The organism is Paraburkholderia fungorum, assembly GCF_902833645.1.
Lineage (GTDB): Bacteria > Pseudomonadota > Gammaproteobacteria > Burkholderiales > Burkholderiaceae > Paraburkholderia > Paraburkholderia fungorum.
This window is the reverse complement of record NZ_CADFGE010000010.1, coordinates 307,787-321,727: the sequence shown is the minus strand read 5'-3', so window position 1 is coordinate 321,727 and position 13,941 is coordinate 307,787. Positions and strand designations below refer to the sequence as shown.

The 13,941-nt window shown below is 61.0% G+C and carries 13 protein-coding genes; 12 read left to right on the top strand and 1 reads right to left on the bottom strand.

What is annotated here, in order from left to right; genetic code table 11:
* The first annotated feature begins 60 nt into the window (after positions 1–60).
* Positions 61–690: a GNAT family N-acetyltransferase gene (locus tag HWX91_RS28425; protein WP_102857478.1), complete on the top strand. Its 630-nt coding sequence runs from the start codon at positions 61–63 to the stop codon at positions 688–690.
* 131 nt (positions 691–821) lie between these two features.
* Here the strand turns inward: HWX91_RS28425 and HWX91_RS28420 are convergent, their stop codons facing one another.
* The gene (locus HWX91_RS28420; RefSeq protein WP_025496568.1) at positions 822–983 is read right to left on the bottom strand and encodes a DUF1328 family protein; all 162 of its coding nucleotides are present in this window, start codon (positions 981–983) and stop codon (positions 822–824) included.
* Between the two features lie 203 nt (positions 984–1,186).
* On the opposite strand from HWX91_RS28420, the gene HWX91_RS28415 reads away from it, so the two are divergent.
* From HWX91_RS28415 to HWX91_RS28365, 11 genes are all read left to right on the top strand, one after another.
* Positions 1,187–2,140, top strand: a complete 954-nt coding sequence (locus HWX91_RS28415; RefSeq protein WP_025496567.1) for a LysR substrate-binding domain-containing protein — start codon at positions 1,187–1,189, stop codon at positions 2,138–2,140.
* Positions 2,141–3,140: 1,000 nt separating this feature from the next.
* Entirely contained in the window at positions 3,141–4,631 is a 1,491-nt protein-coding gene (locus HWX91_RS28410; protein WP_102857340.1) for a 2-hydroxymuconic semialdehyde dehydrogenase, read from the top strand.
* Entirely contained in the window at positions 4,628–5,449 is an 822-nt protein-coding gene (mhpD, locus tag HWX91_RS28405) for a 2-keto-4-pentenoate hydratase (RefSeq protein WP_102857341.1), read from the top strand. Before HWX91_RS28410 ends, mhpD begins: the two co-directional genes overlap by 4 nt.
* 11 nt (positions 5,450–5,460) lie before the next feature.
* The gene (locus HWX91_RS28400; RefSeq protein ID WP_025496357.1) at positions 5,461–6,405 is read left to right on the top strand and encodes an acetaldehyde dehydrogenase (acetylating); all 945 of its coding nucleotides are present in this window, start codon (positions 5,461–5,463) and stop codon (positions 6,403–6,405) included.
* Positions 6,406–6,430: 25 nt separating this feature from the next.
* Complete coding sequence (gene dmpG / locus HWX91_RS28395; protein WP_102857342.1) at positions 6,431–7,471, top strand: 4-hydroxy-2-oxovalerate aldolase; 1,041 nt, start codon at positions 6,431–6,433, stop codon at positions 7,469–7,471.
* A complete protein-coding gene (locus HWX91_RS28390; protein WP_102857343.1) occupies positions 7,468–8,241 on the top strand; it encodes a 2-keto-4-pentenoate hydratase in 774 nt (257 codons plus the stop codon). The genes dmpG and HWX91_RS28390 overlap by 4 nt, the downstream gene beginning before the upstream one ends.
* Entirely contained in the window at positions 8,238–8,669 is a 432-nt protein-coding gene (locus HWX91_RS28385) for a RidA family protein (protein WP_025496354.1), read from the top strand. Before HWX91_RS28390 ends, HWX91_RS28385 begins: the two co-directional genes overlap by 4 nt.
* A 32-nt stretch (positions 8,670–8,701) precedes the next feature.
* The gene (locus HWX91_RS28380) at positions 8,702–9,226 is read left to right on the top strand and encodes a 3-hydroxyanthranilate 3,4-dioxygenase (protein WP_102857344.1); all 525 of its coding nucleotides are present in this window, start codon (positions 8,702–8,704) and stop codon (positions 9,224–9,226) included.
* A 15-nt stretch (positions 9,227–9,241) separates the two neighbouring features.
* Positions 9,242–10,264: an amidohydrolase family protein gene (locus HWX91_RS28375; protein ID WP_102857345.1), complete on the top strand. Its 1,023-nt coding sequence runs from the start codon at positions 9,242–9,244 to the stop codon at positions 10,262–10,264.
* Between the two features lie 56 nt (positions 10,265–10,320).
* Positions 10,321–11,550 (top strand): kynureninase, encoded by a 1,230-nt coding sequence (gene kynU / locus HWX91_RS28370; RefSeq protein ID WP_025496351.1) that lies wholly within the window; start codon positions 10,321–10,323, stop codon positions 11,548–11,550.
* 137 nt (positions 11,551–11,687) lie between these two features.
* On the top strand, positions 11,688–13,088 hold the full coding sequence (locus tag HWX91_RS28365) for an amino acid permease (protein ID WP_025496350.1): 1,401 nt from the start codon (positions 11,688–11,690) through the stop codon (positions 13,086–13,088).
* The last annotated feature ends 853 nt before the right edge of the window (positions 13,089–13,941 follow it).

Genomic DNA, 13,941 nt, shown 5'->3' with positions numbered 1-13,941 from the left:
TTGAGACGCCTACACGCCAAACTTACACTTCGTGCATCCTGATAGCGCGAGGTGTTCAACGTGAAGCGACGTGCAACGACGCAGCAATCTGTCCGCATCGACTACGTGTATCACGGCGTGGGCCGTGTCGAACTGCGCCGCTTCGATCCGTCGCGCGATTCATACGTCGCGTTGACCGCGCTGCTGCATCGGGCTTTCACCCGGCTCGGCGCGATGGGTTTGAATTGCACATGTGTGGATCAAACGGTGGAGACGACACGTTCACGCGCGACGCGCGGCGATTGTTACGTGGCGGTTTGCGAAGGGCGCATGGTTGGCACGATGACGCTGTATGCGCCGGATCATGAATCGCCGTGCGATCTATACCGCCGCGATGATATTGCCAGCTTGCGCCAGTTCGGCGTGGAGCCTGTGTGGCAGGCGCGGGGCATCGGCACCCTGTTGATCGCATTCGCCGATCACTGGGCCGCGACGCGTGGCTATGCGGAACTCGCGCTCGATACGCCGCAACCGGCTGCGCATCTGATTGCGTTTTACCGCGGGCAGGGGTTTCGCATTGTCGATTTCGTGCGCTTCGACGGCAAGCAATACGACAGCGCGATTTTGAGCAAGCCGCCGGTGGCGACGCGCTCGCTTGCGAACTGGTCGCATCGGTTGACTGTGCCGGCGCGGATTGCGCGCGCGGCGTGAGAGGGAATGGTGTGGCGGTAAAAACCCCGGAGCGGGCGGCAACTATTGCAATGCCATGAGGCAAGTATTGCAATAGTTGCGACTCCACGCGCCGGGGCGGGTGTTTCTTCGCTTGCTGGCTGACTTGATGGTCAGCGTCGCATCACGCCCATCAGAAGGGTGACGAGGAAGATCACTATGAAGATGAAGAACAGGATCTTGGCAATTTCTGTTGCGCCTGCGGCGATGCCGCCGAAGCCGAATACCGCGGCGATGATCGCGATGATAAAGAAGATTACAGCGTATCGAAGCATGGGGCCTCCCACCGATAGATTGCTGGATTGAAGTTAAAAACGGCCGCTCGTTGTGGGCACAGCGTGCTTTGACGGGTTTTCGCCGGCGAGCGATATACAGCAATAGGCGTGCCCAGGGTGAGGGGAGCAGGGGGTGCCCCTAATCGGCCAGTCGATGCCGTGCTGTTACCATCGCGGATCATCGATTCCCGGCCACCCTTGCCATGCAACACAATCCGCTCAGCGAGATCTCCCTGATCCGCAAGCTGAAGCTCAATCAGCTGATGATCTTCGAACGCGTGCTGGAGACGCGTTCCGTCGTCCGCGCGGCCAACGAGATGCGCTTGACGCAACCGGCTGTCACCAAGGTGATCCACGAACTCGAATCCTGTTTCGACGGCGCGCTATTCGCTCGTTCGAATCGCGGCGTTGTGCCGACTGAGTTGGGCTTGCTGCTTGGTCGGCGGGTCAAGTCGCTGATGGCGGAGTTGCGCTATATGACCGACGAGCTCAACGATTTCCGGCTGGGTACGAGTGGGCACGTGATCGTCGGTACGTTGATTTCCGCATCGGCGCGGCTGTTGCCTGCGGCGATCGGCATGTTGAAGGCGCGCACGCCGAATGTTCTGGTGACGGTGCGCGAGGGCACGACGGCCCATCTGTTTCCGGCGCTGGCGACGGGGGACCTCGACATTGTGGTTGGGCGTTTGCCTGAGCGCGAGTTGCCGATTGCGAGTGCTTTTCCGTTGACGCACGAGGCGTTGTTCGACGAGTCGTTGTGCGTGGTGGTGGGCAAGGGGTATGGGCCTGAGCCGGCTGGCGTGACGCATTTATCCGATCTGGTCGGTTCGCCGTGGATTCTGCCGACGCCTGATTCGCCGGCGCGCCTGGCTGCGGAGCATCTGTTCCGGGCGGCGGGGTTGCCGTTGCCCACGGACATTGTGGAGTCGTTGTCGTTGTTGACCAATATTGGATTGCTGCTCGATACGCCGAGGATCGCGTTGATGCCGCGGGTCGCGGCGCAGCAGTTTGAAGATGCGGGGTTGTTGCGGATTCTGGATTTGCCCGAGAGTGGCGCGTTTGGGACTGTGGGGTTTTCGGTGCGGTCGAATAAGGAGTTGAGTGCGGCTTGTCAGGCTTTTGTTGAGTGTTTACGGGGGGTGGCTGAGGGGGGGTAAAGGTTTAGGTTTTGGTTTTGCCTGCCCGGCAGTTGGGGGCCTTCGCGGCGCTTTTTCGTTGTCGGTCGGATTCTTTGGCCTTTCCTTGCTTTGTTAGTGGTCCGCTCTGTTGTTGGTCTTTTGGCCTTTCCTTGTTTTGGTAGTGGTCTATTAGCGTTGCCCCTGTGCGGGGCGGCACCTACTTTTCTTTGCCTGCCGCAAAGAAAAGTAGGCAAAAGAAAGCGGCTCAAACCGCCAGCTCATAAGTGGGTCCCCTGGCTTGGAGGGGGTAGTGGTGCATCTGGAATCTGTGTCCTCGCACATTCGGCGCTGGTGACAAAGGAGTCATACCTCCGGCGGCGCTGCGCGCGCCGATGCCCAGTTCATCAAACCGTCGGCTAATTTTTCCGCCCACGCGTCATTCGGCGCAATGCCTCAGGCTGTATTGTCCGCACTCCGCACTCCGCATCCGGCATCCGGCATCCGGCATCCGGCATCCGGCGCTTCGCCGAGGCGAAGCCGATGGCCCCCGCTGCGCTGCGCGCCCCCGGGTTTCCCTGGCAGACCCGTCCGCGACGCACGCAGTGCGGAGTGGGAGCTGATGAGTGCTTTGTCAACGGCGCGGAGTGTGCGGGGGCACGGATTCCAGATGCACCACTACCGTGGCTGCGCGGGGACCCGCTTAAGAACTAGCGGTTTGAGCCGCTTTCTTTTGCCTACTTTTCTTTGCGGCAGGCAAAGAAAAGTAGGTGCCGCCCCGCACAGGGGCAACGCTAATAGACCACTAACAAAACAAGGCCAAAGGACCAACAACAGAACAGACCACTACCACACCAAGCCAACACCCAAAATCCAGATCACCAACAAAAAGCGCCGCGAAAGCCCCAAAGCCGGGCAGGCAGGCAAAACCCACCCATATCTGGTATTCCCCTTTAGCATACCCACCACCCAATCTTTGATTACCGCCCCCGCGGGCCCCCCTTTAGACTCCTGCAAACACCTCAATCGAGCAGGAGACGTCGTGACCCTCACCCCGGCCGCCGCGCAGCGCGCTCAACCATTACTTCGCCATTACATCAATGGCGAATTCGTCGCCACAACGAACACCTTCCCTAATATCAGCCCGGTCGACGGCCGCGAACTCGCGCAAGTCTGCGAAGCCGAAGCCGCAACCGTCGATGCCGCCGTCCGCGCCGCAGCCGCCGCCCAACGCGCCGGCTGGCGCAACACCAAACCGGCGGAACGCGCCGACTGGCTGCATAAAATCGCCGACGGCATCGAAGCCCGTTTCGACGATTTCGTCGCAGCAGAAGTCGCCGACACCGGCCGCCCGCTCGAACAAGCCCGCAAGCTGGATATCGCCCGCGGCATCGCGAACTTCCGCACCTTCGCGGACCTCATCCGCACGGCGAACAGCGAATTCTTCGAAACCCATGCCGCCGACGGCAGCGAACTGATCAACTACGTCACGCGCAAACCGCTCGGTGTGGTCGGCATCATCTCGCCCTGGAATCTGCCGCTGCTGCTGTTCACCTGGAAAGTCGCACCGGCCCTCGCCATGGGCAATTGCGTCGTGGCCAAGCCCTCGGAGGAAACCCCCAGCTCCGCCACGCTGCTCGCCGAAGTCATGCACGACATCGGCTTGCCGCCCGGCGTGTTCAACCTGATTCACGGTCACGGACCAAATGCGGCCGGCGAATTCCTCACGCGTCATCCGGATATCAGCGCGATCACCTTCACCGGTGAATCGCGTACCGGCAGCACGATCATGAAGACCGTGGCCGACGGCGTGAAAGAAATCTCGTTCGAACTGGGCGGCAAGAACGCCGCCGTCGTGTTCGCCGACGCGGACTTCGATGCGGCCGTCGCCGGTGTGCTGAAGTCGAGCTTCACCAATGCAGGGCAAGTCTGCCTGTGCAGCGAGCGCGTGTACGTCGAGCGGCCGATCTTCGAGCGCTTCGTTGCCGCCCTGAAGGAAAAAACCGAGGCGCTGCGAGTCGGCGCGCCCGACGATCCCACCACCACGATGGGCCCGCTGATCTCGCGTGGCCATCGCGAGAAAGTACTGTCGTACTTCCGTCTCGCAGTCGAAGAGGGCGCAACGGTCGTAACCGGCGGCAATGTTCCGCAATTCGGCGACGCGCGCGATCAGGGCGCCTTCGTGATGCCGACCATCTGGACCGGTCTGTCCGACGACGCACGTTGCGTCAAAGAAGAAATCTTCGGACCTGTGTGCCACATCTCGCCGTTCGATAGCGAAGACGAAGTGATCGGACGCGTGAACGACAGCGCCTACGGCCTCGCCGCCAGCATCTGGACGACGCAGCTCTCACGCGGTCATCGTGTGGCGCGGCAGATCGAAACCGGCATCGTCTGGGTCAACGCGTGGTTCGTGCGCGATCTGCGCACGCCGTTCGGCGGCACCAAGCTCTCGGGCATCGGCCGTGAAGGCGGGCGTCATTCGCTCGACTTCTATTCGGAACTGACCAACGTTTGCGTGAGGATCGCATGAGCGAGATCGACCTGAACGCCGCGCAGCAGATCGCAAACACACTCTGGCAGGCGCAGCAGAACGGCACACCGGTCGCGCCGGTGCGCGCGGACATCGCGGAGCTCGGCGGCGATGCGCTCGAAGCCGCTTACGCGGTGCAGCGCTTGAATACCGAACGAAAGCTGGCGAGCGGCCGGCGCCTCGTGGGACGCAAGATCGGTCTTACGTCGAAAGCGGTGCAGACGCAACTCGGCGTCGATCAACCGGACTTCGGCATGCTTTTCGACGATATGTCGATCGCCGATGGTGAAGAAATCGCGTTGTCGCGCACGCAGCAACCCAAAGTGGAAGCCGAGATCGCGCTGGTACTCGCGCACGATCTGCCGCACCAACGGCATACGATCGCCGACCTGATTCGTGCAACCGCGTACGTGTTACCCGCCATCGAGATCGTCGGCAGCCGGATTGCCAACTGGGATATCCGTTTGACGGATACCGTCGCGGACAACGCGTCGAGTGGTCTGTTCGTACTCGGCAATCGCCCCGTCAAGCTTGATGCTTTCGATGCAATCAATTGCGGCATGGTCATGGAGCGGCGCGGCGATCAGGTGAGCATCGGCGTGGGTGCGGCGTGCCTCGGCAATCCGCTTTACGCGGCCGTATGGCTCGCCAACACGATGACCCGGGTCGGCGCGCCGTTGAAGGCGGGCGACATCGTGCTAACGGGTGCGCTTGGACCGATGGTCGGCGTCAGCGCCGGCGATGTCTTCACCGCCCATATCGAAGGACTCGGCTCCGTGAGCGCGAGTTTTGCCCATCACGCGGAATCCGCATCGTGAACGGAAACGCCATGCAAGAAAAACTGGACAAACAAGCCGTCGCCATCATCGGTTCCGGCAATATCGGCACCGATCTGATGATCAAGGTATTGCGCAACGCGAAGCACCTTGAAATGGGCGCAATGGTCGGCATCGATCCCGCTTCGGACGGTCTGGCGCGTGCCGAACGCCTTGGCGTGCCAACCACGGCGAAGGGGATCGAAGGTCTGGTCGGGATGCCGAACTTTGGCGATATTCGCATCGCGTTCGATGCGACCTCGGCGGGCGCGCATCATCGCCATGCAGCGGTGCTGCGTGAGCACGGCGTGACCGTGATCGATCTGACGCCGGCCGCTATCGGTCCGTTCGTGGTGCCGGTGGTGAATCTGTTCGCGCATCTCCACGCGCCGAATCTGAACATGGTCACCTGCGGCGGCCAGGCGACGATTCCCATCGTCCACGCGGTATCGCGCGTGGCGCCGGTGCGGTACGCGGAAATCGTCGCGTCGATTGCAAGCCGTTCGGCCGGTCCGGGCACGCGCGCCAATATCGACGAATTTACCGAGACCACCTCGAAGGCGATCGAAACCGTCGGCGGCGCGGCGCGCGGCAAGGCGATCATCGTGCTCAATCCGGCCGAGCCGCCGCTGATGATGCGCGACACCGTCTACTGCTTGACCGAAGAAGACGCCGACACCGATGAAATCGAAAGCTCGATTCACGCGATGGTCGCGGCGGTGGCGAGCTACGTGCCCGGTTATCGTCTGAAGCAGGCGGTGCAGTTCGACCGCTATAGCGCGGAAAACCCGCTTGCGCTGCACGCGAACGAACGCCGCGCGGGGCTGAAGGTGAGCGTGTTCCTCGAAGTGGAGGGCGCCGCGCATTATCTGCCTTCCTATGCGGGGAATCTGGACATCATGACTTCGGCGGCGCTCGCCGCGGCCGAGCAGATCGCGGCTAGCCGCGTGGCGGCATGAGAGCAACACGCAAGGGAAACACACAATGACCGATAGCAACAAGAAAATCTATGTGTCGGACGTGACGCTGCGCGACGGCATGCACGCGATTCGCCATCAGTACTCGTTGGACGACGCCGTAGCGATCGCGCGAGCGCTCGATGAAGCCGGCGTCGACAGTATTGAAGTCGCGCACGGCGACGGTCTCTCAGGTTCGAGCTTTAACTATGGTTTCGGCGCGCACACCGATCTCGAATGGATTGCAGCGGTCGCGGGCACGGTCAAGCGCGCGCAAGTGGCGACGCTGCTGTTGCCCGGCATCGGCACCGTCCACGATCTGCGGGCGGCGTACGACGCCGGCGCGCGCATCGTGCGGATCGCCACGCATTGCACCGAAGCGGATATCTCGAAGCAGCACATCGGATACGCCCGCTCGCTCGGCATGGACACCGTCGGCTTCCTGATGATGTCGCATATGACCACGCCCGATGCCTTGGCGAAGCAGGCGAAGCTGATGGAAAGCTACGGCGCGCAATGCGTCTATGTGGTCGATTCGGGCGGCGCGCTGAACATGCGCGACGTCGCCGAGCGTTTCGACGCCTTCAAGGCGGTGCTCGATCCGGCCACGCAAACGGGTATGCACGCGCATCACAATCTGTCGCTAGGCGTGGCGAATTCCGTGGCCGCGCTCGAACACGGTTGCGACCGCATCGATGCATCGCTGACGGGCATGGGAGCGGGCGCGGGTAACGCGCCGCTCGAAGTGTTCATCGCCGCGGTAGACCGGATGAAACTCAATCACGGTTGCGATGTGAAGAAACTGATCGACGCCGCGGAAGACATCGTGCGTCCGTTGCAGGAGCGGCCGGTGCGCGTGGATCGCGAAACGCTGGCGCTCGGCTATGCCGGCGTGTATTCGAGCTTTCTGCGCCACACTGAGGCGGCTGCGGCGAAATACGGCCTATCGGCCTTCGACATCATGGTCGAGCTCGGCAAGCGCCGCATGGTCGGCGGCCAGGAAGACATGATCGTCGACGTCGCGCTGGATATGCTGAAGGCGCGCGAACTCGCGAAGGAGGCCGCATGATCGACCTCGATGCGCTCGCGCAACGTATCGACGACGCCGCGCGCCACGCGGAACCGATCGCGCAACTCACCGCGTCCACGCCGTTCTCGCTGGACGACGCGTACGGGATTCAGCGCGCCTCGATCGAGCGGCGTATTCATCGCGGTGAAGGCATGGTCGGCGTGAAGCTCGGTTTCACGAGCCGCGCGAAGATGATCCAGATGGGCGTGGATAGCCTGATCTGGGGCTGGCTCACCGATGCGATGCTCGATGAAGACGGTGGCCGTGTTGCACTCGATCGTTTCATTCATCCGCGTGTCGAGCCGGAGGTCTGCTTTCTGACGAGCCGCGAGATCGACCGCCCATTGACGATGCTTGAAGCGTCGCGCTATCTGGACGCGGTGGCCCCGGCGATGGAGATCATCGATTCGCGTTACCGCGATTTCAAGTTCACGCTCGAGGATGTGGTCGCCGATAACTGTTCGTCAGCGGGGCTGGTGATCGGCCCGTGGAGCAAAGGTTTTGACCGTTTGCGCAATGCGGGCGTCACGATGCGAATCGACGGGCGCATCGTGCAGGCCGGTTCGACCGCGGCGATTCTCGGCGATCCGTTGCGTTCGATCGTGCAGGCCTCGCGCCTGATCGCGCAAAGCGGCCTGGTATTGCCCGCTGGCTCGCTGATCATGGCGGGTGCCGCTACCGCCGCTCATCCGCTGCCTGTCGACGCGCACGTGCATTGCGTCGTCAACGGCCTCGGCAGCACCGAATTCACAACCTATCGACTCTCATGACCAACGAACCGACCATTCAGGGGCGCGTAGTGCCCGGCAAAGCCAAACCGCGTGGCCGTTTTCCTCACGTGACGAGGGCAGGCGACTTCCTGTTCGTCTCCGGCACGAGCTCGCGCCGTCCGGACAATACGATCGCGGGTGCCTGCGCCGATGAGCTCGGCACGGTGCAACTCGACATTCGTGAGCAGACGCGCGTGGTGATCGAGAACATTCGCGATATTCTTCAGAGTGAAGGCGCGGACCTGTCGAACCTCGTCGAGATCTCGTCGTTCCTCGTCAACATGAACGACTTCGGCGGCTATAACGCCGTGTACGGCGAGTACTTCGACGAAACCGGTCCGACGCGCACGACGGTTGCCGTGCATCAATTGCCCCATCCGCACCTGCTGATCGAGATGAAGGCAATTGCGTACGCACCGAAAAAGTAATCACGCGTAGAAAACTAACGACAGAGACAGCCATGCTTACGTACGGCAAACCGTTCAATTTCCAGCGCTGGATCGACGATCACGCGCATCTGCTGAAACCGCCTGTGGGCAATCAGCAGGTATGGCAGGACAGCGATTTCATCGTCACGGTGGTAGGCGGCCCGAATCACCGCACCGATTACCACGACGATCCGCTCGAGGAATTCTTCTATCAGTTGCGCGGCAACGCGTACCTGTATCTATGGATCGACGGCAAGCGCGAGCGTGTCGACCTGAAAGAAGGGGATGTGTTTCTACTGCCGCCGCATGTGCGTCATTCGCCGCAACGGCCGGAAGCAGGCAGTGTTTGCCTCGTAATCGAGCGGCAGCGCCCGCAAGGCGTGGTGGACGGTTTCGAATGGTACTGCGATAACTGCGGCCATCTCGTTCACCGCGTCGAGGTGCAACTGAAGAGCATCGTCAATGACTTGCCACCGCTTTTCAACGCGTTCTATGCGTCGGAAGAGAAACGCCGCTGTGCGCATTGCGGTCATGTCCACCCCGGCCGCGCCGTCTAAACAAACAGAATCACGATGACACTTCGAATCGACATGCATTCCCACTTTTTCCCGCCGATCACGCGGGAAGAGGCCGCAGGCCTGGACGCGGAACACGCACCCTGGCTGAAGATCGACGCGGACGGCGAACGCGGCATGATCATGACCGGCGAGAAGAGCTTTCGCCCGGTGTATCGCGCGCTGTGGGACCCGCCCACACGGATTGCCGAAATGGATGCACTCGGCGTGGATATCCAGTTGATGTGCGCGACGCCTGTGATGTTCGGCTATCGCTACGATGCGGCCGCCGCGCATGATTGGGCCGCGCGGATGAACGACCACGCGCTTGAACTTTGCGCGCATGCGCCCGATCGGCTGATGGCGCTGGCACAGGTGCCGTTGCAGGACATTGAGCTGGCGTGCCGCGAGGCTACGCGCGCTCATCGCGCAGGGCATCGCGGCGTGCAGATCGGCAATCACCTCGGTCCGCGCGATCTCGACGACGAACATCTCGTGACGTTCCTCACGCACTGCGCGAACGACGGCATTCCGGTGCTCGTGCATCCGTGGGACATGATGACAGACGGCCGCATGAAGAAATGGATGCTGCCATGGCTGGTCTCGATGCCGGCGGAAACGCAACTGAGCATGGTGTCGCTGATTTTGTCGGGCGCATTCGAGCGGATTCCGAAATCGCTGAAGTTGTGTTTCGCGCACGGCGGCGGCAGCTTTGCCTTTTTGCTCGGCCGGGTGCAGAACGCGTGGGAGCAGCGCGACATTGTGCGCGAGGATTGCCCCAATCCGCCAGTGTCGTATCTCGATCGATTCTACGTGGATAGCGCGGTATTCGATCAGGGCGCATTGCGTCTGCTAGTCGACACGATGGGCGAAGACCACGTGCTACTCGGCTCCGACTATCCGTTCCCGCTCGGTGAGCAGAAGATCGGCGACCTGGTCGCGAATCATCCCCAACTGAGCGATACGGCGAAGACCAAGATCCTTGGCGCCAACGCTCAACGATTTTTTGATTTGCCGATGACGGTTGCACACACCGCCTAAGCAGCCGACACCACAGACTTTGCAATAGCAAGAAGAACACATAGGAAATTAGCCAGATGATCACCCGGGAACACTGCGCAGCGCTCGACGCCGCCGATACCTTGGCCCACTGCCGCGCGCGCTTCGATCTGCCCGCCGACACGATTTACCTCGACGGCAATTCGCTGGGCGCGATGCCCGCCAATGTGCCCGCGCGTATCGAACGGGCTTTGAAACAGGAATGGGCACACGGTTTGATTCGTTCGTGGAACGACGCTGACTGGTATCCGGCGCCACAACGCACCGGCAACAAGATTGCCCGCTTGATCGGCGCTGGACAGGACGAAGTGATCGTTGCCGATTCGACCTCGGTGAATCTGTTCAAGGTACTGGTCGCCGCCACGCGCATGCGTCCGGGCCGCAACGTGATCCTTGCCGAGCGAACCAATTTTCCCACTGACGTGTATATCGCTTCGAGCGTTGCCGAGATGACAGGTTGCGAATTGCGCTGCGTTGATCCGGATGACATCGTCGCGGCGATCGACGATACCGTGGCGATCGTGTCGCTCACGCACGTCAACTACAAAACCGGCAAGCGCTACGACATGGATGCGGTGACGCGTCTCGCGCACGAAGCCGGCGCGTTGATCGTGTGGGACCTTTGTCACTCGGCGGGGGCGATGCCGGTGAATCTGAACCGCTGCGACGCCGATTTTGCGGTGGGCTGCGGCTACAAGTATCTGAACGGCGGCCCGGGCGCACCGGCATTCGTGTTCGTTGCGTCGCGTCACATCGAAGCAGTGCGTCAGCCGCTGACCGGTTGGCACGGCCATTCGAAACCGTTCGAATTTACTCACGACTACGCGCCGCATCCCGGCATCGACCGGATGTTGACCGGCACCGCGCCGCAACTCGGCGTCATCGCGCTGGAGAGCGCACTGGAAGCATTCGACGACGTCGATCTCGACGTGCTGCGCGATAAGAGCGTGGCGCTCGGCAATCTGTTTATCGAGCTGACCGATCAGGAGTTGCAGGGTCTCGGTTGCACACTCGCTTCGCCGCGCGATGCCGGGCAACGCGGCAGCCAGGTCTCGCTGGGTCATGCGCAAGGCTACGCGATCATGCAGGCGCTGATTGCACGCAACGTGATCGGCGACTTCCGCGCGCCGGACATTCTGCGCTTCGGTTTTGCGCCCCTGTATGTGCGTTACGTGGATATCTGGGACACCATCGCGCAACTCAAGGACATCATCGCAACGGATGCATGGAACACCGAGGAATTCAAAGCGCGCAAATCGGTGACGTGAGCGATGGCAAGAATACGGTGACTCAAAACGATTCAATGAACAGACAAGCGCCGCGATTCGAACGTACCAGGTAATACGACCGCGGCACCGGCGGTTGCGTCCAGGTACGCGACCGCATCCCAGGAGGAGACAGAAAAATGACGCAAGAGCAGCGAGGCTTCGACACGATTGTCGAACGTGAGAAGGGGTTGCACCGTGGGTTATCGACGGGGCAGTTGTCGATGATTGCGATTGGCGGCGCGATTGGCACCGGCCTGTTTCTTGGCAGCGGATTTGCGATCGGCTTCGCCGGCCCGAGCGTACTGGTGAGTTACGCGATTGGCGCGCTGATCGCATTGTTGTTGATGGGGTGCCTTGCCGAGATGACGGTGGCGCATCCGACCTCGGGATCCTTCGGCGCCTATGCCGAGCACTACATTGCGCCGTGGGCGGGATTTCTGGTGCGCTATGCGTACTGGTCGTCGATTGTGTTCGCGGTCGGCACCGAGGTGACGGCGATTGCGGTGTATATGAAGTACTGGTTTCCGGCGGTGCCGGGCTGGTACTGGATTGTGGGGTTCTCCGCGGCGCTGATCGGCATTAACTCGGTGAGCGTGAAAGTATTCGGCGCGGTCGAGTATGTGTTTTCGATGTTGAAGATCGTGGCGATTGTCGGCTTCATCCTGCTGGGTGCATATGTCGTGTTTGGCGCGCCGGCGAACTCGGGGATCGGGTTTGGCAATTACACATCGCACGGCGGCTTCTTTCCGAAGGGCGTGTGGGGCATGTGGGTGGCGGTGATCGTATCGATTTTCAGCTATCTGAGCATCGAGATGATCGCGGTGGCGGCGGGCGAGGCACGCGATCCACAGAAGGCCATTACACGGGCATTTCGCGCGACGATGTTCCGGCTGGTGTTTTTCTATTTGCTGACGTTGGCGCTGATGCTGGCGATCGTGCCATGGAATGCGGCGGGTACGGATGAGAGCCCGTTTGTGCGGGTGATGGCGGCGACGCATGTGCCTGGCGCGGCGGGCGTGATTAATTTTGTGATTCTGGTGGCGGCGTTGTCGGCGATGAATAGCCAGCTCTATATCACGACGCGGATGATGTTCAGTTTGTCACGGGCGGGGTATGCGCCAAGGCGTCTGGGGGCTTTGAATAGCAAGGGCGTGCCGGTTGCAGCGCTTTGGCTATCGACGATCGGGATTGCGTTGGCTACCGTGTTGAATGTGATTTATCCGGATGCGTCGTTTGTGTTGATGATGTCCGTGTCGATGTTTGGGGCAATGTTTACGTGGTTGATGATTTTTGTTACGCACTTCTTTTTTCGCCATCGGCATAGGGGTGTGCCTTTGGCGTTCAGGATGTGGGGGTATCCGGTTACTTCTCTGCTTGGCGCCGGGCTGATGGTGAGTGCGTTGGTGACTACGTGGTTTACTCGCGAGTTTCGGATGACGCTTGTGATTGGGGTGCCGTTTGTTGTTGCGTTGCTGGTGGTTTATTTTGTCTGGTATCGGGGGAGAGCCGCTGGGGCGGCTCGTGCTGAGATGGTATGAGGGTGGGGTTTTGGTTTTGCCTGCCCGGCAGGGGGGGCTTCGCGGCGCTTTTTCGTTGTTGGTCGGATTCTTTGGCCTTTCCTTGCTTTGTTAGTGGTCCGTTCTGTTGTTGGTCTTTTGGCCTTTCCTTGTTTTGTTAGTGGTCTATTAGCGTTGCCCCTGTGCGGGGCGGCACCTACTTTTCTTTGCCTGCCGCAAAGAAAAGTAGGCAAAAGAAAGCGGCTCAAACCGCCAGCTCATAAGTGGGTCCCCTGGCTTGGAGGGGGTAGTGGTGCATCTGGAATCTGTGTCCTCGCACATTCGGCGCTGGTGACAAAGGAGTCATACCTCCGGCGGCGCTGCGCGCGCCGATGCCCAGTTCATCAAACCGTCGGCTAATTTTTCCGCCCACGCGTCAGCCGGCGCAGTGGCTCAGGCTGTATTGTCCGCACTCCGCACTCCGCACTCCGCACTCCGCATTCCGCATTCCGCATTCCGCATTCCGCATTCCGCATTCGGCTTTCGACATTCGACATTCGGCATGCAGCGCTTCGCCGAGGCGAAGCCGATGGCTCCCGCTGCGCGAAACGAAGCCGGTGGTTTCCGAGGCAGACCCATCCGCGACGCACGCAGTGCGGAGTGGGAGCTGATGAGCCCTGTGTCAACGGCGCGGAGTGTGCGAGGGCACGGATTCCAGATGCACCACTACCGTGGCTGCGCGGGGGACCCGCTTATGAGCTAGCGGTTTGAGCCGCTTTCTTTTGCCTACTTTTCTTTGCGGCAGGCAAAGAAAAGTAGGTGCCGCCCCGCACAGGGGCAACGCTAATAGACCACTAACAAAGCAAGGAAAGGCCAAAGGCCCAAAAGACCAACA

Bases quoted from the DNA above. Each gene is read 5' to 3' on its own strand.
- HWX91_RS28380 (WP_102857344.1), top strand. From the start codon at position 8,702: ATGCTTACGTACGGCAAACCGTTCAATTTCCAGCGCTGGATCGACGAT.
- HWX91_RS28375 (WP_102857345.1), top strand. From the start codon at position 9,242: ATGACACTTCGAATCGACATGCATTCCCACTTTTTCCCGCCGATCACG.
- kynU (WP_025496351.1), top strand. From the start codon at position 10,321: ATGATCACCCGGGAACACTGCGCAGCGCTCGACGCCGCCGATACCTTG.
- HWX91_RS28385 (WP_025496354.1), top strand. From the start codon at position 8,238: ATGACCAACGAACCGACCATTCAGGGGCGCGTAGTGCCCGGCAAAGCC.
- HWX91_RS28365 (WP_025496350.1), top strand. From the start codon at position 11,688: ATGACGCAAGAGCAGCGAGGCTTCGACACGATTGTCGAACGTGAGAAG.
- dmpG (WP_102857342.1), top strand. From the start codon at position 6,431: ATGACCGATAGCAACAAGAAAATCTATGTGTCGGACGTGACGCTGCGC.
- HWX91_RS28390 (WP_102857343.1), top strand. From the start codon at position 7,468: ATGATCGACCTCGATGCGCTCGCGCAACGTATCGACGACGCCGCGCGC.
- mhpD (WP_102857341.1), top strand. From the start codon at position 4,628: ATGAGCGAGATCGACCTGAACGCCGCGCAGCAGATCGCAAACACACTC.
- HWX91_RS28415 (WP_025496567.1), top strand. From the start codon at position 1,187: ATGCAACACAATCCGCTCAGCGAGATCTCCCTGATCCGCAAGCTGAAG.
- HWX91_RS28400 (WP_025496357.1), top strand. From the start codon at position 5,461: ATGCAAGAAAAACTGGACAAACAAGCCGTCGCCATCATCGGTTCCGGC.
- HWX91_RS28420 (WP_025496568.1), bottom strand. From the start codon at position 983: ATGCTTCGATACGCTGTAATCTTCTTTATCATCGCGATCATCGCCGCG.